Genomic DNA, 21,157 nt, shown 5'->3' on the forward strand with positions numbered 1-21,157 from the left:
CTGGCCATGCTTGAAGATCAGTATTGACCAAAGGATAAAAAGTGGCAGGACGAAATCACTAAAAGAGAGGGGAGGTGCGTGTTAATAACCGGCTTATTGCTTCAATTGGCTCTTATTTTTGGTTTTTTCGGTTAAACCGGCCAACAGGAATGGATTCTTGTACGGCCGGTTTTCCTTTCGACGCTGTTGCCTTGCTCAATGCCCCAGTATCTGGCTGAGGAACAGCTTGGTGCGTTCCGACTGGGGGTGGTGGAAGAAGGTCTCCGGATCGTTTTCCTCGATAATCTGGCCCGCGTCCATAAAGATCACCCGGTCCGCCACGGTGCGGGCAAAGCCCATTTCGTGGGTCACGCACATCATGGTCATGCCTTCTTCCGCCAGTTCGATCATCACGTCCAGCACTTCCTTGATCATCTCGGGGTCGAGCGCCGAGGTGGGTTCGTCAAACAGCATGACTTCCGGGTTCATGCACAAGCTGCGGGCGATGGCCACCCGTTGCTGCTGGCCGCCGGAGAGCTGGCCCGGGTATTTTTTTGCCTGATCCTGGATCTTGACCCGTGCCAGCAGTTTCATGGCAACCTCTTCCGCCTCGCGCTTGGGCATCTTGCGTACCCAGATCAGCGCCAGGGTGCAGTTTTCCAGCACCGTCAGATGGGGAAACAGGTTGAAGTGCTGGAACACCATGCCGACTTCCCGGCGGATGGTTTCGATGTTTTTCACGTCATTGGTCAGGGGGGTGCCGCGCACTGTGATGTCGCCCTGCTGGTGTTCCTCCAGCCGGTTGATGCAGCGGATCAGGGTGGACTTGCCCGAGCCCGAGGGGCCGCAGATGACGATGCGTTCGCCTTTGGTCACGGTCAGGTCGATGTCGCGCAGAACGTGAAAGTCGCCATACCACTTGTTGACCCCCTTGAGGGTGACCATGGCTTCATTGTTGTGTGGTTCCATTCATCAACTCCAGATACGGATTAACGGCTAGCGCTTTTTGTGGCCGGTATGCAGTTTGCGCTCCAGGTATTGGCTGTATTTGGACATGCCGTAGCAGAAAATCCAGAACACCAGGCCGGCGAACACATAACCTTCGGTGGAATAGCCCAGCCAGTTGGGATCGGCCAGCCCCGCCTGGACGATGGCGAGCAGGTCGAACAGGCCGATGATCAGCACCAGGCTGGTGTCCTTGAACAGGGCAATAAAGGTGTTGACGATGCCGGGGATCATCAGCTTGAGGGCCTGGGGCAGCACCACCAGCACCATCATTTTCCAGTAGTTCAGGCCAAGGGCCTCGGCGGCTTCGTACTGCCCCTTGGGGATGGCCTGCAGGCCGCCGCGCACCACCTCCGCCATGTAGGCTGACTGGAAGAAGATGATGCCGATCATGGCGCGGATCAGCTTGTCGAGGGTCAGTTCCTGGGGCACGAACAGCGGCAGCATGACCGACGACATAAACAGCACGGTGATCAGCGGCACCCCCCGCCAGAACTCGATGAACACCACCGACAGGCTGCGCACTATCGGCATCCGGGAGCGCCGGCCCAGGGCCAGCAGGGTACCGATGGGCAGGGCGGCGGTAATGCCGACCACGGCGAGGATCAGGGTCAGGGTCAGGCCGCCCCACTGATGGGTGGGCACCACAGTCAGGCCGAACCAGCCGCCGTACAGCAGCACATAGGCGACAAAGGGAAAGCCCAGCACCATAAAGGGCGCCAGCCACATCTTGCCCGGCAGCCGGGGCAGGGCCAGCCACAGCAACTGGGCCACGAACAGCACAAAGGTGAGGTTGATGCGCCACAGCTCGGCGGTGGGGTAAAAACCGTAGGTGAACTGCTGCAGCCGGTTGGTGATGAATACCCAGCAGGCGCCGCCGCTGACGCAGGCCTCGCGGCTGGCGCCGAACCAGTCGGCGCGGACAAAGGCCCAGTCGATAATCGGCACCAGCAGCAGATACAGGCCGTAGAGCCCGGCCAGGGTCACCAGGCTGTTGACCGGGCCGGAAAACAGGTTGGCGCGCAGCCAGCCCACCAGCCCGGTGCTGGATGACGGAGCGGGACGCTCCGGGGTCAGGGTGTCCTTGTACATCTTATCTCTCCACCAGCGCCATACGGCTGTTGAACCAGTTCATGAACAGGGAGACCGACAGGCTGATGGTCAGGTACACCAGCATGGTGATGGCGATGACCTCAATCGCCTGGCCGGTCTGGTTGAGGGTGGTGCCGGCGAACACCGAGACCAGGTCCGGATAGCCGATGGCGGTGGCCAGGGACGAGTTCTTGGTCAGGTTGAGATACTGGCTGGTCAGCGGCGGTATGATTACCCGCATCGCCTGGGGGATGATCACCAGCCGCAGGGTCAGGCTGTCCTTGATGCCCAGGGCATGGGCCGCCTCGGTCTGACCGTGGGACACGGCCTGGATGCCGGAGCGCACGATTTCGGCGATAAAGGCGGCGGTGTAAATGGTCAGCGACAGCCACAGCGCCAGGAACTCGGGGATGATGGTCATGCCGCCGCGGAAGTTGAAGCCGCGCAGCTCGGGATAGTTCCAGCTCAGGGGCGAACCCTGCAGCATAAAGGCAAGGGCGGGCAGGATCAGCACCAGGCCGAGGGATATCCACCAGGCGGGCAGTCGCCGGCCGGTGGCTTCCTGGCGGCGGCGGTTGAAGCGCAGCAGCCAGACCGACAGCGTCAGGGCCGCGGCCAGGGCCAGCCAGACCAGGCCGAACCCCTCGCCGGGCACCGGTTCGGGCAGGTAGAGGCCGCGCACGTTGAGAAACAGGGTGTCGTTGATGTTCAGGCTGTCCCGGGGGCCGGGCAGGGTGCGCAGCACCGCGAAGTACCAGAAAAACATCTGCAGCAGCAGCGGCAGGTTGCGGAAAACCTCCACATAGGCCGAAGCCAGCTTTCTGATCAGCCAGTTGGGGGAAAGCCGGGCCACGCCGATGATAAAGCCGAGTATCGTCGCCCCGAGAATACCGAGAAAGGACACCAGCAGGGTATTGAGCAGGCCCACCACAAAGGTACGGCCATAGGTGTCGGTTTCCGCATAGGGGATAAGCGACTGGGCGATGGCAAAGCCGGCCGGATCGTCGAGAAAGCCAAAGCCGGTGGTGATGCCGCGGGTACTGAGGTTGGTCAGGGTGTTGTCAACGATGTACCAGATGATGCCGGCCACCACGGTGACCAGCAGTACCTGGAACAGCAGGGCCCGTTTGGCCGGATCCCGCCAGAACTTGACCTGGGGGGGAGTTGTCGCCGGTGCAGGCATAGGCCTCTGTCCTCGCATAAGTCGGCAAAAGGGGCCGCTCCACCGGAACGGCCCATGACGGGAGAGACCGGATCGTCAGCGTACCGGCGGTGCGTACTGCAGGCCGCCGTCGGTCCACAGGGCGTTGAGGCCGCGCTCTATCTTCAGCGGCGAGCCCTGGCCGACGTTGGCCTCGAACACCTCGCCATAGTTGCCGACCTGCTTGATGATGCGATAGGCCCAGTCCTTGGACAGTCCCATGCCCTTGCCGAAGTCGGCGTCCTGGCCCAGCAGGCGGCGGATGTCGGGGTTGTCGCTGGCGAGCATCTCGTCCACGTTGGCGCGGGTCACGCCCAGCTCTTCGGCGTTGACCATGGCGAAATGCACCCACTTGACCACGTTGAACCACTGGTCATCGCCCTGGCGTACCGCCGGGCCCAGGGGCTCCTTGGAAATCACTTCCGGCAGGGCCACGGCCTCGTCGGGCTTGGACAGCTTGATGCGCAGGGCGTAGAGCTGGGACAGATCCGAGGTCAGCACGTCACAGCGGCCCGCTTCCAGCCCCTGTACCGTTTGTTCCGAGGTATCGAACACGACCGCGGTATAGCCGATGCCGTTGCGGCGGAAATAGTCGGCCACGTTCAGCTCGGTGGTGGTGCCCGACTGGATGCAGATGGCGGCGCCGTCCAGCTCCTTGGCGCTGCTCACCCCCAGGTTCTTGTTGATGAGGAAGCCCTGGCCGTCGTAATAGTTGACCCCGGTAAAGTTGACGCCGAGATCGGTGTCGCGGCTGGAGGTCCAGGTGGTGTTGCGGGAGAGTACGTCGATTTCGCCGGACTGCAGGGCGGTGAGGCGTTCCTTGGCATTGAGCGGAATGTACTGCACCTTGTCCGGGTCATTGAACACGGCGGCGGAGATGCCCCGGCACAGATCCACGTCCAGTCCCTTCCAGGCGCCCTTGTCGTCCGGGTTGGAAAAGCCGGGCAGGCCACTGTTGACGCCACACTTGAGCACGCCCCTTTCCTTGACCGAGTCGAGGGTGGCGGCCTGTGCCTGGGACAGTCCCAGGGCCAGGGTGGTCGCTACAAAAAGAGCCGTTTTTCCTTTGCCTGTCATAGTCACTTCCTCTTGAATGGCGTTGGCAGATAGCTTTATTCGTTAAAGGCATAACACTCCGATGCCTGCCTAGAGTTTTAGCACAACGGTATCAACAAGTTGTTAAAATTAGGTAAAAATTAGAAGGGGATCTGGTTAAATCCGCCCGGGCAGGCGGATTGGTCAGTTTTTTGGTTAAAAAGTAATCTGTTGTTGCGGTTTTATCAGCGGACGGCGTTGATCATGGTGTTTCGGTAACCGGGAGAGGGGAAGCGTTCGGCGCTGAAGCAACAACTGCTGTGAGGATGGCGCTTGGCCGCCTGCTTGGCGGCCGAGGCCAGGGCCGCCACGTCGTGGTGGGACTGGCAACGGCGGGGATCCGGGTGCACCACGCCGATGGCGATGCCGAGCAGCGGGAAACATTGCGGCTCGCCGCTGCGGGCGTGCGCCACTATCCCCTGGCGCAGCCGGTCTTCGGCCCGGTAAAACTGGCCGATTTCCTCGCCAAAACGCTCGATGATGCGCCGGCACAGTGTCTGCCAGCCGCACTGGCCGTCAAAGACCGCCACAAAGTCGTCGCCGCCCACATGGCCGAGAAACTGGCCGGCGCCGACGATCATCTCCTGCAACAGGCGGGCTACCCACTGGATCACCCTGTCGCCCTGGGCGTAACCATAAACGTCGTTGTAGGGCTTGAAATGGTTGAGATCGAAATAGGCCACATAAAAATCCCGCTCCTGTTGCAGGGCATCGTCGATTTCCCGGTAGATGGGCACGTTGCCCGGCAACAGGGTGAGCGGGTTGGCGTAGCGGGCGTGCAGCAGCCGCTGCTCGGTAATGTTGCGCAGCAGGCCGCGCACCGAGCCCAGGCCGTAATAGGCGCCGTCCCGGGTCACGATAAAATGCTGGGCGGCGACGTCGTCGTCGTCGGTGATCAGGCCGCTGGCCTGCTCCAGGGAGGTTTGCCAGTCGACCACCACGGGCTGGGCGTCCATCGCCAGGCGCAGGGGCTTGCCCGCGTAGAGGGCGCGGCCGAAGGGGGCGGAAAACAGCTCCATGATCTTGGCCCGGCGCAGCATGCCCACCGGACGGCCCGCGTCCAGCACCGGAATCGAATGCAGCCGGTCGTCCGCCAGCAACAGCTCAAAGGCCTGGTGCAGGGTGTCGTCCACTCCCATCGCCAGGGCCGGGCGAGCCAGCATGGCCACGGTTTCCCGGTGCCGGCTCAGGCCCCGGTCGTCGCGTACGGCGGCGAGCGCCCGGGGTGGCCGGGCCGGCTCGGCGGCGGGGCGGCCGAGCAGGTAGCCCTGGCAGTAGTCCACGCCCATGGCCTGCAGCTGCTCCAGCTCTTCCCGGGTTTCTATGCCCTCGGCGATCACCTTCGACTGCATGCCCCGGGCCAGGGTGATGATGCTCTGCACAAATTCCCGTTTGATCGGATCCTGGTGGATGTGCTGGATGAAATAGCGGTCGATCTTGACATAGTCGGGCTTGATTTCCGACCACAGCCGCAGGCCCGAATAACCGGCCCCGAGGTCGTCGATGGCAATCCGCAGGCCCAGCTCCCGATAGCGGCGCACCGCCGCCTTGAGCCCCTCGGTGTCCTGCACCGGATACTGTTCCGACAACTCGATCACAATGCGGTCCGGGGCGATGCCGAGCGCCTGGGACAGGCGGCGGGTGGAGCCCCTGGGATGATGTTTGTCGAGCAGCACATTGGGGTTGACGTTGACGAACAACAGCCCCTCCATGCCCTGCTCGTGATAGCGCTGCAGCGCCGCCTCGCGACAGGCCAGATCCAGCTCCGACAGCAGGCCGCAGTGGCGCGCCTCGGCGAACAGCTCGCCGGGAAACTCCAGCCGGTGCCCGGCCGGACCGCGGATCAGGGCCTCGTGGCCGAGGATGCGTCCGGCCCGGGTGTCCACTATGGGCTGGAACAGGGGCCGCAACCGCCGCTGGGCTATCAGGGAGGGCAGGGAATCGCTCACACAGGTCAACACCGTCATATTCACACCAGTTACCACACTATGGGCGGCACTATATGGCAGTTGGATGAAGGCAATATGACAATCCGGCGGTGGTTCAGGGCAACAGCTCGGCCAGGGCGGCCTGGCTGCGAAACAGCTGGGGCCCGCGTCCTTCCCGGGTCAGGTAGAGGTGGCCGTCCGCCCCCAGGGCGATGGCCTCGAACTGGCCGGTCCACTCCAGTCCCCATCGTTGCCCGGCGCTTTCGTCGATGCGCCCGTCGCGCACCGGATACAGCCAGACGAAGGCCCGGCGCCCGAGCCAGCGGCGCTCGTAGCCGACCAGCAGCAGGGTGTGGCTGGCCGCGTCGTAGTCGGCTCCGGTGACCAGCATGCGCGGGTTGAACCGCTGTCGTTCGGCCAGCGCCCCTTCATCCTTGCCGGCGGGCACCACATAGAGGCTGCTGTATTGATCCAGCCAGCGCTTGGTCAGCAGCCACAGCTCGCCTTCCACCCAGGCCAGAGCTTCGGCGTCGAAATTGTGCTGGTGGCGGGGCGGGGCGAAATGGCGCTGCTCCTCATAGCGCAGGGGCAGGATGTCGACCCGGGTCACGCCCTGCTCGGCCAGGCTCAGCCGGTACAGCCGCAGGTCCCGGCGCCGGCCGCCGTTGTTGCCGGTATCGGCCAGGTAAAGGTGAGGACCGGCCCGGGCAATGTCTTCCCAGTCCCGGTTGGGGACGGGGACCGGTAGCCGGCGGAGGCCACCGCCGGTGGTGTCGAACAACACCAGCTCGGCGGTGTTGCCGCTGTCGTTGTGGCTGACAAAGCCATCACCCCAGGGCGCCAGGCCGGAGCTTTCGCTCAGGGCGGGCGGAAACTCCGCCAAAGGGACCAGGGACAGCACGGGCGCCCCGGCGACAGCGCAGCCGGCGAGCAGGGCGGGCAGTAAAAAGGCAAAAAAACGCATGGTCGGCTTTCCTGAACATTGCCGGCGAGACCCGGATGAGGAAGATATGCGCTATGTTGTAGCGGGATTCAACCGAAAATTCACCCATACCCTCACCGAGGAGGCAGCATGTCCACATTATCCCCCTTCCACCTGGCGTTTCCGGTGCACGATCTGGCGGCGGCACGCCGGTTTTATGGCGACATCCTTGGCTGTGCCGAGGGCCGCAGCAGCGAGCAGTGGATCGACTTCAACCTGTTCGGCCACCAGATAGTGGCCCATCTCGCGCCGGCCCCGGAAACGGCCCACCATAATCCGGTCGACGGGCAGCAGGTGCCGGTGCCCCATTTTGGAGTGGTGCTGGCGTGGCAGGCCTTCGATGAGCTGGCCGGGCGGGTGCGCGCCGCCGGCGTTCCCTTTGTTATCGAGCCCTATCTGCGTTTTGCCGGCCAGCCCGGCGAGCAAAAAACCATGTTTTTCCATGATTTCAGCGGCAATGCCCTGGAATTCAAGGCATTTCGCGATCCGGCCAGCCTGTTCGCCACCGACTAAAGCGCTGCGGTTGCCGCACCGGCCAGCCATATCCGCTGTGTTTTGGTTCCGTACCCGGCTTTATTTTTGGCGCCGGCTCAATCTTTTACGACAAAACTGGTAGCATGCGCCCCGTTTAGAATAATTATCACAAGGCGGGAGAAAAGGGTGAGCAAAGGGGTCGGGCTGTCGGTGCTGTCGTCGGTGTTGTTTGCGGTGCTGTATTACTATGCCAGCCTGCTGTGGCCGCTGAGCGGCGAGCAGATTTTCGGCTGGCGCATGTTGCTGACCCTGCCCTGTGTCAGCCTGTTCCTGTGGCTGAGCGGCGACTGGCGGCTGCTGCCGGCGCTGTGGCACAAGGTCCGGCGGCGGCCCTGGCTGCTGGCCGGGCTGCCGCTGTCCGCCGCCCTGGTGGGGGTGCAGCTGTGGCTGTTTATGTGGGCGCCGCTCAACGGCCGCGGCCTGCCGGTGTCGCTCGGTTATTTTATGATGCCCCTGGTACTGGTGCTGCTCGGCCGGTTTCTCTACAAGGAGCGGCCGAGCCGGCTGCAATGGCTGGCGGTGGCCTGCGCCGCCGTCGGTGTGGCCAATGAGCTGTGGCAGGCGGGGGGCGTGTCCTGGGAGACCCTGGTGGTGGCCATCGGCTACCCGTTCTATTTCGTCTGGCGCCGCTTTCTGGGCTCCGACAACCTGGGCGGGCTCTGGCTCGACATGACGCTGCTGCTGCCGGCGGCCAGCGCGTTCGTGCTGGCGGGCGGCGAGCCGCTCGCCCTGTTCGCCGAGCGGCCGGCCCTGATCTGGCTGGTGATCGGGCTGGGCATGCTCAGCGCCCTGGCCCTGGTCAGCTATCTTATCGCCACCCGCTACCTGCCCTTCAGCCTGTTCGGCCTGCTCGGCTATGTGGAGCCGATACTGCTGGTGTTCGTGTCCCTGCTGCTGGGGGAGAGCATCGCCGCCGAGGAGTGGCCGACCTATATCGCCATCTGGTTCGCGGTGGGGTTGTTGATCCTGGAAGGTGTACGCCGGGTATGGTCCTTCCGCCGCTATCCCTTCCGCTGACATGGAACGGCTGCGACAACGCCTTGAGCGCCAGGTAATGGGAGTGACCGGGCTGGCGCTGGGTGACATCGACTACGAGCACCCCAGGGGAGATCCGGGCCTGTTCGGCCCGGCGTCGGTGATCTGGCGGGTGCACGGCGACTTTACCGCCATGCTGTGCGGCGGCATCGGCGCCCTGATGCTGCAGATGCTGCATCCCCTGGCCCTGGCCGGGGTCTGGGATCACTCCCGTTTCCGGGAAGACATGCCGGGCCGGCTGCGCCGCACCAGCCAGTTTATCGCCGCCACCACCTTCGCCCCCCGGGCAGACGCCGAGCGACTGATCGAACGGGTGAAGGGCATCCACCGCCGGGTAACGGGGGTGGCGGCGGACGGCCGGCCCTATGCGGCGGACGATCCGGCCCTGCTGACCTGGGTGCACGTGGCGGAGGTGAGCTGCTTTATGGCGGCCCACCTGCGCTACTGCAATCCCGGCCTGAGCATCGCCGGGCAGGACCGCTACTTCGCCGAGGCCGCCCGGGTGGCCGAGGCCCTGGGGGCGCAAGGCGTACCCAAAACCCGGCATGATATCGAGCTGTACCTGCAGCGGATGAGTCCCGAGCTGCGGTTCGATGAACGCACCGCCGAGATCTTCCGGCTGCTGCTGGCGGCACCGGCGCCCAGTCCGGTGGCCCGGCCCCTGGTGGGGCTCCTGATGAAGGCGGGTATGGATCTGCTGCCGCCCTGGGCGCTGGCGATGAGCGGGCGGCAACTGGGCGGGCTGGAGCGACGCGGCGTGCGCCTTGGCGTGCACGCCCTGGCCCTGGTGCTGCGTTGGGCGGTACGCAACGGCGCCTCCCACCGGGCATGGCGGCGGATGGGCTAGGCGTGGCCCAGCACGGCGGCAAGATAGGACTCGAAATCGCCCAGGTGGTGGTCCAGCACGCTGATCAGGATATCCAGGTTCAGCTCCTGGTAGTCATGCACCGCTATGTTTCTCAGGCCTACCATGGCCTGCAGGCTGTGGCTCAGGTTTTCGTCTATCACCCCCTGTTCATGCAGCAGCCGGAAGGCGTCCCGGGCGCTCTGGGGAATGCCGGCCTGATGCAGGCGCAGGTAGCGGTTGGCCATGTCGATGGCGGCTTCGCAGGCCCGCTGCAGGTTCAGGATCACCGAATCCTGGCGGGTAAAGTCCTGCTTCAGGGCCTGCGGCTCCTGCCGGTACTCTTCCTGGATACGTTGCAGGCAGCGCTTGATGGTGGCGGCCTTGTTGAGCAGGACGTCGTCAATGGCGGTCATGGGTGGCCTTTTTCACAAAGTCTTCAATCAGCCCGGCACGGGATTCCTGCAGGTGCTGATACATACTGATGGTGGTGGTGTCGAATGCCGGGGTTTGCCGGTATTTGTCGATGATGACCCGGCCTTCGGTGACGATCTGCAGGCGCAGCACGGTGGAGCAACGGCGCAGATCGACGATATCCACCTCCCGGTTCCACTCCCGGGCCAGTTGCTGGGCCAGTTGCCAACGCGCCTGGGCCGACAGGGGCTCGGTGGTAAAGATGGCGATGTCGATGTCGCTGTCTTCCCTTTGCCGGCCGCTGGCCTGGGAGCCGAACAGGTAGGCGAACGACAGGCTGGGGCAGAGCTGCTCCAGCCGTGCTGCCAGTTGCTCACAGGAAAATGACATCATCGTACTCCCCTTGCTCCGAATGGGCTTAGCTTAGCACCGGCTCAGGCCCACATCACGCACAGGGCGGCCAGCACGATAAGCGCCAGGCCCCAGTGATCCTGTCGGCCCAGCTTCTCCCGGAAGTACCAGGCCGAGATCATCAGGGTGAACAGCACCTCTATCTGGCCCAGGGTCTTGACCAGGGCCACGCTTTCCAGGCTCATGGCGCTGAACCAGCCGATGGAGCCCAGGCAACTGCTGAGGCTGATCAGCAAGGTCAGCCCCGGCCGGCGCCAGAGGGCGGTGAGGCCGGCGGGATCGCGCAGCCCCAGCCAGAGCAGCAGCACCAGGGTCTGCAGGGAAATCACCAGCAGCAATACCCAGGCGGCGCCGAAGGGAAAGGGCAGGCCCAGCACCAGGCTGGCTTCCCGCACCCACAGGGAGGTGAGGGCGAAGGCCAGGCCGCTGCCCAGGCCCATCAGCAGGGTGGCCGGCGGGACGGGGCCGCCCACGGCCCGGCGCAGGCCGCTCAGCAGCCACACCGCCAGGCCGCCTACCAGCACCCCCAGCCAGCCCAGGGGCGTGAGCGGGGCGCTGAAGAAGAACACCCCCAGGGCCGCCGCCAGTATCGCCTCGCTCTTGGCCAGCCCCACCCCCACCGCGTAGTTGCGCAGCTGGAACAGCCGCACCATCAGGGCGGTGGCCAGGATCTGGCTCAGCGCCGCCGCCACTATGTAGGCGACGAAAGGGAGGCTGATATCGGGCAGCGGCTGCTGGGGCTGCCAGCGGTAGAGCAGCCACAGGTAGAGGGCGGCGATGGGCCCGGCCAGCACGAAGCGCGCCAGGGTCACGGCGGTGGCGCCGGCCTCCTGGCTCAGCTGTTTCTGGAAGGCGTTGCGCCAGGCCTGCATCAGGGCGGCGAACAGGGTAAAGGGGATCCACAACATCAATGGGCTCTGATTTAGTGATTTCTGATTCTTTTGTTTATTGACAATGTCCTGATCTTCCAGGCAAGTCGGCCAAAGGGCCAACTCTGCCGACACGCCGCAATAGCTGACACTCGCTCTTTCCGTCGAGGAAAAATACCGCCGTGCTCAGCCCTTGCGGGCCTGCTGCTGCCGCTTGCGGGCGAGTTTTTCCGCCCGGTGCCGCTCGGCGGCCTCGACCGCGTCGCTGCCGATATGGGCCTCGCCCCGCGCTTGCGCCAGTTGCAGCTGGTGCTCGCGCTCGGCGTAGCGGCGGCGCTGCTCCGGGGTCTGCCGGTCGTGGCAACGGGGGCAGCTGACGCCGTGCTCATAATGGGGGCTTTGCAGGTCGTCCCGGGACAACGGCGCCCGGCAGGCGGAGCACAGCTGGTAATGGCCCGGCTGCAGCCGGTGATCCACCGTCACCCTGTTGTCGAACACGAAGCACTCGCCCTGCCACAGGGAGTCTTCCTCGGGCACTTCCTCCAGGTACTTGAGGATGCCGCCGTGCAGGTGATAGACCTCGTCGAAGCCCTGCTCCTTGAGGTAGGCGGTGCTCTTCTCGCAGCGGATGCCGCCGGTGCAGAACATGGCGACCTTTTTGTGTTTGGCCGGATCCAGGTTGTTTTTCACATAGTCCGGAAACTCGCGAAAGCTCTCGGTATGGGGATTGACGGCGCCCTTGAAGGTGCCGATCTCCACCTCGTAGTCGTTGCGGGTGTCGATCACCACCACCTCCGGGTCGGAAATCAGCGCGTTCCAGTCCTTGGGCTCCACATAGGTACCCACCACCCGGCGGGGATCTATGCCCTCGACCCCCAGGGTCACGATTTCCTGCTTCAGCTTGACCTTGGTGCGGTAGAAGGGCTGCGTTTCGCTCAGGGATTCCTTGTAGTCGATGCCGGCAAAGCGCGGATCGGCGGCGAACCAGGCCTGGAGCCGGTCGATGGCGGCGCGGGAGCCGGCCACGGTGCCGTTGATGCCCTCGGCCGCCAGCAGCAGGGTGCCGCGGATCCGCTCGGCGTCGAGCAGGGCGAGCAGCGGCTCGCGCAGCGCCTCGTGGTCGTTCAGGCTAACGAATTTGTACAGGGCGCAAACCACGATCTGGGGCATGGGCGAGTTCTCCGGCGCCGGCCAGGCGCGTCAGTGGGGGGATGCCGGACGGCCGGGCCCGGGCGGCGCCATCATACCAGAGCGCGGCGGCGGGCGGCACCCGCCGCGGGCTAGTCCGGTTCCCGCCGTGGCTCAAAGGTGTGGAACAGGGTCCAGTAGCAGTACAGGGTGATGCCGCTGACGATAAGGCCCCACAGCGTCTGGCCATTGAGCCATTCCCAGCTCGCCCAGCCGGCGCAGAACAGGGTAACGGCCAGGCGCCGCCACAGGGGTTGGAAAAACAGCAAATCCTTTTCTTTCATGGCAGGGCCTCCCCGGGTCAGAATCGTGGCCAGTAGAGCACGTCCGGCGCCCCGGTGTCGAACGTAGGTTTCATTTTTGTGATCATTGAAAGGCGACCTATGAACAATGTGTTTAAGGACATCCCCGCCGAGTTGCCCGAGGAACTGATCCAGGTCCTGGCGGGCGGCGCCGGCTGTCGTATCGAGCGCATCCTCTCCCGGGGCCATGGCTCCCCCGAGGGATTCTGGTACGACCAGGACGAGCACGAGTTCGTGCTGCTGTTGTCGGGGGAGGCGGAGCTGGAGCTGCAGGCACCCGCCGAACGCCGCCGCCTGGGCCCCGGCGACTGGCTGACCATCGCCGCCCATCGCCGGCACCGGGTCAACTGGACGCATCCCCAGCGGGATACCCTGTGGCTGGCGGTGTTTTTTGCCGGCGATAGCGGGCCGGCGTCAGGCCAAAGCGGTCCTTGAACCGCCGGGCCAGGTGATTGGCGTCCCCCATGCCGACCTCCTCGGCCAGGCGGGCCAGGGGCAGGGGGCTGTGCAGCAGTCGCCAGGCCAGGTGACGCAGGCGCAGCTCCTGCCAGTGGGCCCGGGCCGGGTGGCCGAAACGGGCCACAAACAGCCGGTCGAGCTGGCGCCGGCCCACGCCCACCTCCTCGGCCAGGGCCGCGACCGTCATGGCCGAGCCCAGGTACTGGCGCATCAGCGCCAGGGCGCAGACCAGGTGGCGATCGGTGCCGGCCTCGGCGGTGAGGGAGCGCAGCCGGTGGCCCCGATCCCGGGTTTCGTCCACCAGCATGTCCGCCAGCCCCTTGAGCGCCCGCTCCCGGCCGCAGTGGCGGGCCAGCAGTTCGGTGGCCAGCTCGATGGCGGCGGTGCCGCCGGCACAGCTGATGCGCCGGCCGTCGAGCAGATAGAGGCGATCCCGCGCCATGGGAATGTCGGCAAAGGCGGTGGCGAACTCCCGCGCATGGCGCCAGTGCACCGCCACCCGGTGGCCCGCCAGCAGCCCCGCCTCGGCCAGCAGGAAGCAGGCGTTGTCGATGCTTGCCAGGCTGAGGCCGTGGGCCCGGGCCAGGCGCAGCAGGCCCCGGTAGCGGGGAGCCAGGCGGCGGGTCGACTCGGCCTCCCGGCCGCCGAAGATCACCAGGTACTGGTAGCGGGACCAGTCCACCTCCCGGGCGCCGGCCTGGGTGAGCACCTGCACCCCGCAACTGGCGGTGACCGTTTCGCCTTCCGTCAGGCCCAGGATCCGCCAGCGGCAGTGGCGCTGGCGGCTGTTGTCCTCGTCGTCGGCGGAAAAGCGCAGCTTGTCGAGAAAGCCGCCAAAGGGCAGCAGGGCAAAGCCGGGCAGGGGCAGCAGCAAAAAGCCAACATCGGGGGCCATGGGCGCTCCGTTATGTCCAAAAAAGCCTTATTTATGTCTTTTTTGGCTGGTATTTCAAGAGCGAGCGAAGCGGATAATGGCGCCCTGACCTGTTACGGAGAATCCTCATGACCCTCGACACCTGGCTCCTCTATCTTGCCGCCAGCATCGGCCTGTCCCTCACCCCTGGCCCCAACAGCCTGCTGGCCCTGACCCATGGCGCCCTCTACGGCCCGGGTCGTACCCTGGCCACCATCGCCGGCGGCGCTGTCGGTTTTATCGGGGTGATCGGCCTGTCCATGTTCGGCATCGCTTCCCTGCTGAGCCTGGCGGCGGAGCTGCTGCTGGTGATGAAGGTGGTGGGCGGTCTTTACCTGGTGTGGCTCGGCATCCAGGTCTGGCGTTCGCCGGCGCCGGGCGGCGGTTTCGGCGCCCCGGCAGGCGTGGCTACCGGCTGGGCCCTGGCCCGCCAGGGACTGCTGTCGGCCCTGGCCAATCCCAAGGCGCTGCTGTTTTTCGCCGCCTTTCTGCCCCAGTTCATCGATCCCGCCGCCGGCCTGTGGCGACAGTTCCTGATCATGGCGCTGACCTTTGCGCTGGTGGAGGCGCTGACCGAAGGGCTGATTGCCGGCTGCGCCGGCCGGGTTTCGGGCTGGCTGGCCCGGGCCGGACGGGGGTTCAACCGCACCTGCGGCGGCGTGTTCGTGCTGCTCGGTGCCTGGCTGCCCCTGAGTCGCTGAGGTCAGGGGCCCGGGCGGCGGGACGGGAGCCGCGTCAAAGTTTGATCCATCGCAGCTGGTGCGGTCGTGGGGATGGCATAGAATGTTGCGATTGAAATGGAAAATTACGTCTTCTTCCAGGAACGACCGACAACGAGAGCCTCAGGATGAACCTCTACCGCACCATAGAAAAAACCTTCTGGTATACCCTGACCCGCAAAATCGTGGGCAATGTGGTGGCCTTGCAGCTGCCCCTGCTGTTGCTGGCCGGACTGACCCTGTTCTACCTCGACCGCCTGCAACAGCTGGCGCCCGGCGCCGAGATGGCCCCGCTCATCGGCCAGCTGCGCGGCTGGATCTGGGCCGGGCTGGCCGCCGGCCTGCTGCTGGCCGGTTTTATCATCTGGTTCATGCGCGAGATTTTCGTGCGCCCGATCAAGGATATCACCGCCGCCCTGCAGGCGGTTCAGGATCAGAACGGCGACATTTCCGCCACCCTGCCCGATTACACCTTTGACGAAATTTCCACCATGGCGCGCAGTTACAACGAGTTTGCCGACAAGCTGAGGGCCATGATCAGCGAGGCCAGGCGCAACTCGGTCAGCGTGGCGGTCAATGCCACCCGGCTGCAGCAACTGATCGCCCAGGCCGGGGGCTCGTCCGCCGAGCAGGAGCAGATGGCCCGCCACATCTTCGAGTCCAGCCGCCAGGCCACGGCGGCGGTGGAGGAGATCGCCACCAACACGGTGCAGATCAGCCAGCAGACCACCCACAACCTGGAAGAGGTGCGCCAGTCGAGCGAAGAACTCAGCCTGGCTACCGACAAAATCCGCTCGGTGGAGGAACTCACCGAGGCCTTCGGCCGCACCGTGGCCACCCTCAGCCAGAATTCCAGCAATATCGAGAGCATCCTCGGCCTGGTGCGGGATTTTTCCGAGCAGACCAACCTGCTGGCGCTCAATGCCAGCATAGAGGCGGCGCGGGCCGGGGAGGCGGGCCGGGGGTTTGCGGTGGTGGCCGACGAGGTGCGCAACCTGGCCCGGAAGGTGGGCGAGGCGACCCAGGAAATCCACCGTAACATCGGCGAGATGACCGACCTGGTGCAGTCGACCCGGGACGGCGCCGAGGTGATCCGCGAGCATATCCGCGAGACCGGCGCCTTCATGAACCGCAACCAGCGCCAGTTCGGCGCCATGGTGCTGGATTTCGAACAGATGAACCAGCAGCTCACCACCATTTCCGCCGCCCTCGACGAGCTGTCCTATACCAACCGGGAATCGCACCAGCACGTGGAGTCCATTGCCGGCCTGTCGAGCACCATGAAGGACAGCATGAGCCACTCCCGGGACTTTTCCGACGCGCTCGAAAGCTCGACCGAGGCGACCATGGAGCTGTTGTCCCAGTTTATCGTCGGCCAGGGGGATTTTGAGCGGATCACCGGGCTCGGGCGGCGGTGGGCGCAGCAGGTCGGCCGCGCCATGGAGCAGTTCCAGCAAGGCGGCGTCAACCTGTTCGACCAGCAATACCGCCCCCTCAACCCGGGGCGGCAGCCGGCCCAGTTCACCACCGGGTACGTGGATCGGGTGGAAGCCACCCTGCAGGCGCTGTACGACAGCTTTATCCGCGAGCATCCCGAGTTCATCTATGCGGTGGCGGTCGACACCCGGGGCTATATTCCGGTGCACCACAGCCACTGCTCCCAGCCGCCCGGCGGCGATCCCGAGCAGGACAACCTGCGCTGCCGCAACCGGCGGATGTTCAACGTCAGCCGCCAGGAACGGCGGCGCTGCAACCACCAGAAGCCCTTCCTGCTGCAAACCTATATCCGCAATACCGGCGAGGTGCTCAACGATCTGTCGATCCCCCTCTATGTGGACGGGCGCCACTGGGGTTCGCTCATCATCGGATTTGAAGCCGGCCTGCTGCTGGCGGACAAGGCGGCCTGAACAACAGGGCCGCCTGCGGGCTTTCTCAGCGCAGTTGCTTGAGCAGCGACTCGCTGGCGTAGCCGTCGGCCACCAGGCCGGCGGACTGCTGGAAGGCGCGGATGGCGCTCATGGTATTGGGACCGATCACGCCGTCCGCGCCCCGGGTATCGAAGCCGAGGGCGGTCAGCCGCTGTTGCAGCTCCTGTTTTTCGGCCCGGCTCAGGGTGCGCTCGTGGCGCGGCCAGGCGGCGCGGAACTCGCCGCCGCCCGCCAGCTTGTCGGCCAGGTGGCCCACGCCCAGGGCGTAGGCGGTGGCGTTGTTGTAGCGGCGGATCACCCGGAAGTTGTCGAACAGCACAAAGGCCGGGCCCTGGGCGCCGGCCGGCACCAGCAGGGAGGCCGGGCCGTGATCCGGCAGCGGCCGGCCGTCGGCGGTGGTCAGGCCGAGGGCGCGCCAGTCGGCCACCGGGCGGCGGCGATCGGGATCCGCCTGGGCGTAGTCGAAGCCCGCCGGCAACACCACCTCCAGGCCCCAGGGCGCGCCCTGCCGCCAGCCGAAACGGCTCAGGTAATAGGCGGTGGAGGCCAGGGCATCGGTGGGATCCTCGCCCCAGATATCGCGCCTGCCGTCGCCGTCGAAGTCCTGGGCGTATTCCAGATAACTGGTGGGCATGAACTGGGTATGGCCCATGGCGCCGGCCCAGGAGCCGCGCATCTGCTCGGGGCCGGTGTCGCCCGACTGCAGGATCCGCAGCGCCGCCAGCAGCTGGGTTTCGGCGAAACTGCGCCGGCGTCCCTCGTAGGCCAGGGTGGCCAGCCCCTCTATGGTGGAGGTATTGCCCCGGTAGGAGCCATAGTTGGTTTCCATGCCCCAGACGGCCAGCACCACCTGGGCGTCCACCCCGTAGCGGGCCGTGATGGCGTCGAGGGTGTCGGCCAGCCGTTGCCACTGCCGGCGACCGGTGTCGACCCGGCTGGCGGAGGCGGCGGTGTCCAGGTATTCCCAGATCGGCTTGGTAAACTCGGCCTGGCGGCCGTCCAGGCGCATTACCTCCTGGTTCAGGGTGACGTCGCGAAAGGCGAGATCGAACACCTGGGGGCGGATCCCCTCGGCCAGGGCCCGGCGGCGAAAATCGCGGCGCCAGTCGGCGAAGGCGCGGTAGCTGTCGGCGCCGAGTGTCGGCTGCGCGGCCGGGACCGGGGCGGTGGCCGCGGCGGGCTGGGAGGTTTCGGCCTGGCCGGCGCAACCGCTGAGCACGGCGCCGATCACCAGGGCACTGAGGTAGGTAGGCTTCACATTGTTATCCCGTCTGTTGGCTTGACTGCCCGCAGCATATCCCAAGCCGGAAAAAATTAAAGGGGATTGCGGGTGGCCGCCTCAGCCAGCAGGTCCCGGACCTCCTGGTCTTCGGTCTAGCCGAAGTCGAGATAATACTGGCCGACCGAGCCGAATGCCGGGCTCACCCGCAGGGCGACGAATTCGTCCGCCAGGGCCCGGATCCGGGCCGCCGCCTCGGTTGAACCGACCGGCACCGCCACCACCAGCCGCGCCGGCCCCGGTAATGGCGCAGTGCCCTGGCCAGGGCCGCCCCGGCGGCGCGTCGATGGCGAAAGGGGATCATGGCGGGTTCCTGTGCCGACTCCTGTCTTAACCCTAGCAAAAAAACGGCAAAATCCGCCCGTCCCGGCAGCCAGTCCGGCAAGGCTTTGTTATCATCGCGGTTTTGTCGGGCCCGCGGCGGTTCGTGGGCATCATTGGCAGTGGAGCTGTTTCACCATGTTCACCATCATCGGCACCCTGCTCGGCGGCATCGGCCTGTTTTTGCTGGGCATGATACTGCTGACCGAGGGGCTGACCGCCCTGGCCGGGGACCGGCTGCGCACCACCCTGGGCCGGCTCACCGGCTCCAGGCTCAAGGCGGTGCTGAGCGGGGCGGCCATCACCGCCCTGGTGCAGTCTTCCCATGCCACCACCCTGGCCACCATCGGTTTCGTGTCCGCCGGCCTGCTGTCCCTGAGCCAGGCCATCGGCGTGGTGATCGGCGCCAACCTGGGCACCACCAGCACCGGCTGGCTGGTGTCCCTGCTCGGGCTCAAGCTGTCCATCGGCAGCCTGCTGCTGCCCCTGGTCGGCGTCGGCGTGCTGTTGCGGCTGCTGGGCCGGGGGCGGCTCGCCTCGGCCGGTATCGCCCTGGCCGGCTTCGGGGTGCTGTTCGTGGGGCTGGACCTGCTGCAGGGCGGCATGGGCGGGCTGGCGGAGCGCATCGATCTCAGCCGGTTCGGCGCCGCCACCCTGGGGGCGCGCTTTATGCTGCTGCTGGTGGGACTGGTGATGACGCTGCTGATGCAGTCCTCCAGCGCCGCCCTCGCCATCACCCTGACCGCCCTGGCCACGGGCACCCTGTCTTTGGAGCAGGCCGGGGCCATGGTGATCGGCCAGAACCTGGGCTCCACCTTCACCGCCGCCCTGGCCGCCATCGGCGCCACCGTCGCCGCCAAGCGCACCGCCCTTATCCATATCCTGTTCAATATCGGGGCCGGCACCCTGGCCTTCTTTATTCTGCCGCTGCTTATCTGGCTGGCCGACTGGCTCACCGGCGACGGCCTGGGCGATCACCAGGCCCTGACCCTGGCCGCCTTCCATACCCTGTTCAACCTGCTGGGGGCGGCGTTGTTCCTGCCCTTTACCGCCCAGCTGGCGGCCCTGGCCGAACGGCTGTTGCCGGAGCCTCGGCCCGCCCTGACCCGCCACCTCGATGCCAGCATGCAGGTGGTGCCCTCCCTGGCGGTGGAGGCGGCCCACGGCACCCTGCGCCAGTGCGCCCAGGTGGTGCTGCAAAACGCCGCCGCCCGGCTGCGCAACGAGGAGGCCGGTTTCGTGGTGGCCAACCTGGACGAGGCCCGGGACGCCGCCGAGGTGGTGGCCCGCTACCTGGCCCGGCTGCCGGAGGCGGAAGGGGAGGTGCTGAACCGGCTCAACGCCTGCCTGCACCTGCTCGATCATGTGCGCCAGAGCGCCCACGAGGCGCTCAAGATCCGCTGGCAGCCCGAGGTCGAGGCCATCATCCCGCTCAGCCAGCACGCCCGGGAGCTGGCCAGCTTGCTGCTCAACGCCGCCCAGGCCCTGACCGACCACCGGCAGGAAGAGGAAATAGAACCGGCCCTGCAGGCCCTGCGCGGCCACAACCAGGATATCCGCTTGTCCATTTTGCAGGCCTCGGCCACCCGCCGGCGGGCGATGGAGGCCACCCTGGAGGGGCTGACCCTGGCCCGCAGCTGCGAGCGGCTCAGTTACCATGGCGAACGTTGTCTGTTTTACTTGCAGGGCCTGGCCGGTGAGGACAAAATCCCCCCGGGCAGCCTGGTCGAGGCCGGCCCCGACCCCCTAGCCGATGAGGAAACCGCGTGAAATGTCCCCGTTGTGAGCAAATGATCCGCCCCGCCCAGGTAACCGAACGGGAAAGCCGGGGGCTCGATGTGCATTTTCGCTGCCCCCACTGCCAGGCCCGGCTGGGCGTCAACGGCCGGGCCACCCGCGCCAAGCTGATGGGCTTTGTGCTGCTGTTGTCCGGCTCCGGCGTCATGCTGTGGGGGCCGGCGCCGGCCTGGATCTTCGGCCTCATGGTGTGCCTGGCGGGCGGCGTGCTGGCTTTCAGCGCCCGCCGCCGGGAACTGCGGCTGCAATGGTTGGACAAGCCCGCGGCAAAACGCAAGAATTAACCCAGCCCACTCTTATATTCCCGACACGGAGCCATACCGCCGCCATGTACCTGAGCAGAGACTATCAGGAAACCGACTACAGCAGCCTGGAGCTTATCTATCACGACGCCGTCATGGGACAGGGACGGCGTGGTTACAGCGACCAGCAGGTATCGGTTTGGGCATCCTACCCCTACCTGTACCCGGAGGATTTCAGCCGACTGGTGCGCCACGGCTATACCCGGGTGATGACGCTGCACCATATCCCCGTGGCCTTCGCCACCCTGAACCCGGACCACCACCTGGCCCTGCTGTATGTGCTGGCCGATCATGCCGGGCGCGGCCTGGCCGGGCGGTTGTGCGACGAACTGGAGCAGGAGGCCCGGCGGCGCGGCGTGAGTCGGCTCGGCACCGACGCCAGCGTGCTGTCGCGGCCGGTGTTCGAGCAGCGCGGTTTTCGCCTTGTAAGCCAGCAGGAGGCGATCCGCGGCGGCCAGGCCTTCACCCGTTTCCTGATGGAAAAAGCCCTGGATTAGTGCCCTTGGCGGCTGGCGAAACGCGGCGCTTTACCGCACAATAGCGGCCCGCCGCCAACGTGA

The 21,157-nt window shown here is 65.8% G+C and carries 22 protein-coding genes; 9 read left to right on the forward strand and 13 right to left on the reverse strand.

The genetic code is table 11. From position 1 onward, the window contains the following. Positions 1 to 195: 195 nt before the first annotated feature. The 6 genes from C7I36_RS03065 to C7I36_RS03090 form a co-directional block, all read right to left on the reverse strand. Positions 196 to 948, reverse strand: coding sequence for an amino acid ABC transporter ATP-binding protein (locus tag C7I36_RS03065; protein WP_425445025.1), 753 nt, complete (start codon positions 946 to 948; stop codon positions 196 to 198). A 27-nt stretch (positions 949 to 975) separates the two neighbouring features. Beyond that, on the reverse strand, positions 976 to 2,076 hold the full coding sequence (locus C7I36_RS03070) for an amino acid ABC transporter permease (RefSeq protein WP_106452262.1): 1,101 nt from the start codon (positions 2,074 to 2,076) through the stop codon (positions 976 to 978). A 1-nt stretch (position 2,077) separates the two neighbouring features. Further along, positions 2,078 to 3,259, reverse strand: a complete 1,182-nt coding sequence (locus C7I36_RS03075; RefSeq protein ID WP_106452263.1) for an amino acid ABC transporter permease — start codon at positions 3,257 to 3,259, stop codon at positions 2,078 to 2,080. Between the two features lie 75 nt (positions 3,260 to 3,334). Next, positions 3,335 to 4,354 (reverse strand): amino acid ABC transporter substrate-binding protein, encoded by a 1,020-nt coding sequence (locus C7I36_RS03080; protein ID WP_106452264.1) that lies wholly within the window; start codon positions 4,352 to 4,354, stop codon positions 3,335 to 3,337. A gap of 203 nt (positions 4,355 to 4,557) precedes the next feature. Beyond that, a complete protein-coding gene (locus C7I36_RS03085) occupies positions 4,558 to 6,339 on the reverse strand; it encodes a bifunctional diguanylate cyclase/phosphodiesterase (RefSeq protein WP_106452265.1) in 1,782 nt (593 codons plus the stop codon). Positions 6,340 to 6,415: 76 nt separating this feature from the next. Beyond that, positions 6,416 to 7,264: a hypothetical protein gene (locus C7I36_RS03090; protein WP_106452266.1), complete on the reverse strand. Its 849-nt coding sequence runs from the start codon at positions 7,262 to 7,264 to the stop codon at positions 6,416 to 6,418. A 108-nt stretch (positions 7,265 to 7,372) separates the two neighbouring features. Between C7I36_RS03090 and C7I36_RS03095 the strand changes: the two genes are divergently transcribed. The 3 genes from C7I36_RS03095 to C7I36_RS03105 all read left to right on the forward strand — a co-directional run bounded on the left by C7I36_RS03095 (position 7,373) and on the right by C7I36_RS03105 (position 9,698). Further along, on the forward strand, positions 7,373 to 7,795 hold the full coding sequence (locus C7I36_RS03095; RefSeq protein ID WP_106452267.1) for a VOC family protein: 423 nt from the start codon (positions 7,373 to 7,375) through the stop codon (positions 7,793 to 7,795). A 147-nt stretch (positions 7,796 to 7,942) separates the two neighbouring features. Next, positions 7,943 to 8,833, forward strand: a complete 891-nt coding sequence (gene rarD, locus C7I36_RS03100) for an EamA family transporter RarD (protein ID WP_106452268.1) — start codon at positions 7,943 to 7,945, stop codon at positions 8,831 to 8,833. Position 8,834: 1 nt separating this feature from the next. Continuing rightward, positions 8,835 to 9,698 carry an oxygenase MpaB family protein gene (locus C7I36_RS03105; protein ID WP_106452269.1) on the forward strand — a complete coding sequence of 288 codons (864 nt, stop codon included), beginning with the start codon at positions 8,835 to 8,837 and terminating at the stop codon, positions 9,696 to 9,698. On the opposite strand, the gene hepT is transcribed toward C7I36_RS03105, so the two are convergent. The 5 genes from hepT to C7I36_RS03130 all read right to left on the reverse strand — a co-directional run bounded on the left by hepT (position 9,695) and on the right by C7I36_RS03130 (position 12,861). Further along, positions 9,695 to 10,111: a type VII toxin-antitoxin system HepT family RNase toxin gene (hepT, locus tag C7I36_RS03110; protein WP_181256280.1), complete on the reverse strand. Its 417-nt coding sequence runs from the start codon at positions 10,109 to 10,111 to the stop codon at positions 9,695 to 9,697. The two genes, C7I36_RS03105 and hepT, sit on opposite strands and share 4 nt — an antisense overlap. After that, on the reverse strand, positions 10,098 to 10,499 hold the full coding sequence (gene mntA, locus C7I36_RS03115; protein ID WP_106452371.1) for a type VII toxin-antitoxin system MntA family adenylyltransferase antitoxin: 402 nt from the start codon (positions 10,497 to 10,499) through the stop codon (positions 10,098 to 10,100). The genes hepT and mntA overlap by 14 nt, the downstream gene beginning before the upstream one ends. A gap of 44 nt (positions 10,500 to 10,543) precedes the next feature. Further along, a complete protein-coding gene (locus tag C7I36_RS03120) occupies positions 10,544 to 11,428 on the reverse strand; it encodes a DMT family transporter (RefSeq protein ID WP_106452270.1) in 885 nt (294 codons plus the stop codon). Positions 11,429 to 11,575: 147 nt separating this feature from the next. Next, complete coding sequence (gene trhO, locus C7I36_RS03125) at positions 11,576 to 12,559, reverse strand: oxygen-dependent tRNA uridine(34) hydroxylase TrhO (RefSeq protein ID WP_106452271.1); 984 nt, start codon at positions 12,557 to 12,559, stop codon at positions 11,576 to 11,578. A gap of 110 nt (positions 12,560 to 12,669) precedes the next feature. Beyond that, entirely contained in the window at positions 12,670 to 12,861 is a 192-nt protein-coding gene (locus tag C7I36_RS03130; RefSeq protein ID WP_106452272.1) for a hypothetical protein, read from the reverse strand. Positions 12,862 to 12,960: 99 nt separating this feature from the next. Here C7I36_RS03130 and C7I36_RS03135 point away from each other — a divergent pair, with 99 nt between their 5' ends. Continuing rightward, positions 12,961 to 13,314 (forward strand): cupin domain-containing protein, encoded by a 354-nt coding sequence (locus tag C7I36_RS03135; RefSeq protein ID WP_106452273.1) that lies wholly within the window; start codon positions 12,961 to 12,963, stop codon positions 13,312 to 13,314. On the opposite strand, the gene C7I36_RS03140 is transcribed toward C7I36_RS03135, so the two are convergent. Further along, positions 13,223 to 14,233 (reverse strand): GlxA family transcriptional regulator, encoded by a 1,011-nt coding sequence (locus C7I36_RS03140; RefSeq protein WP_106452274.1) that lies wholly within the window; start codon positions 14,231 to 14,233, stop codon positions 13,223 to 13,225. The two genes, C7I36_RS03135 and C7I36_RS03140, sit on opposite strands and share 92 nt — an antisense overlap. Before the next feature lie 107 nt (positions 14,234 to 14,340). On the opposite strand from C7I36_RS03140, the gene C7I36_RS03145 reads away from it, so the two are divergent. Both C7I36_RS03145 and C7I36_RS03150 read left to right on the forward strand, forming a co-directional pair. Continuing rightward, the gene (locus tag C7I36_RS03145) at positions 14,341 to 14,952 is read left to right on the forward strand and encodes a LysE family translocator (protein WP_106452275.1); all 612 of its coding nucleotides are present in this window, start codon (positions 14,341 to 14,343) and stop codon (positions 14,950 to 14,952) included. Between the two features lie 146 nt (positions 14,953 to 15,098). Further along, complete coding sequence (locus C7I36_RS03150; protein ID WP_106452276.1) at positions 15,099 to 16,877, forward strand: methyl-accepting chemotaxis protein; 1,779 nt, start codon at positions 15,099 to 15,101, stop codon at positions 16,875 to 16,877. 25 nt (positions 16,878 to 16,902) lie between these two features. On the opposite strand, the gene C7I36_RS03155 is transcribed toward C7I36_RS03150, so the two are convergent. Next, on the reverse strand, positions 16,903 to 18,156 hold the full coding sequence (locus tag C7I36_RS03155; RefSeq protein ID WP_106452277.1) for a lytic murein transglycosylase: 1,254 nt from the start codon (positions 18,154 to 18,156) through the stop codon (positions 16,903 to 16,905). A gap of 480 nt (positions 18,157 to 18,636) precedes the next feature. Here C7I36_RS03155 and C7I36_RS03160 point away from each other — a divergent pair, with 480 nt between their 5' ends. The 3 genes from C7I36_RS03160 to C7I36_RS03170 are packed head-to-tail and all read left to right on the forward strand — an operon-like array spanning position 18,637 to position 21,094. Then, positions 18,637 to 20,268 carry a Na/Pi cotransporter family protein gene (locus C7I36_RS03160; RefSeq protein ID WP_106452278.1) on the forward strand — a complete coding sequence of 544 codons (1,632 nt, stop codon included), beginning with the start codon at positions 18,637 to 18,639 and terminating at the stop codon, positions 20,266 to 20,268. Continuing rightward, positions 20,265 to 20,579 carry a hypothetical protein gene (locus C7I36_RS03165; protein ID WP_146137300.1) on the forward strand — a complete coding sequence of 105 codons (315 nt, stop codon included), beginning with the start codon at positions 20,265 to 20,267 and terminating at the stop codon, positions 20,577 to 20,579. Before C7I36_RS03160 ends, C7I36_RS03165 begins: the two co-directional genes overlap by 4 nt. 44 nt (positions 20,580 to 20,623) lie before the next feature. Then, positions 20,624 to 21,094, forward strand: coding sequence for a GNAT family N-acetyltransferase (locus C7I36_RS03170; protein ID WP_106452280.1), 471 nt, complete (start codon positions 20,624 to 20,626; stop codon positions 21,092 to 21,094). Positions 21,095 to 21,157: the final 63 nt, after the last annotated feature.

It is taken from the genome of Zobellella taiwanensis (assembly GCF_003012795.1).
GTDB lineage: Bacteria > Pseudomonadota > Gammaproteobacteria > Enterobacterales > Aeromonadaceae > Oceanimonas > Oceanimonas taiwanensis.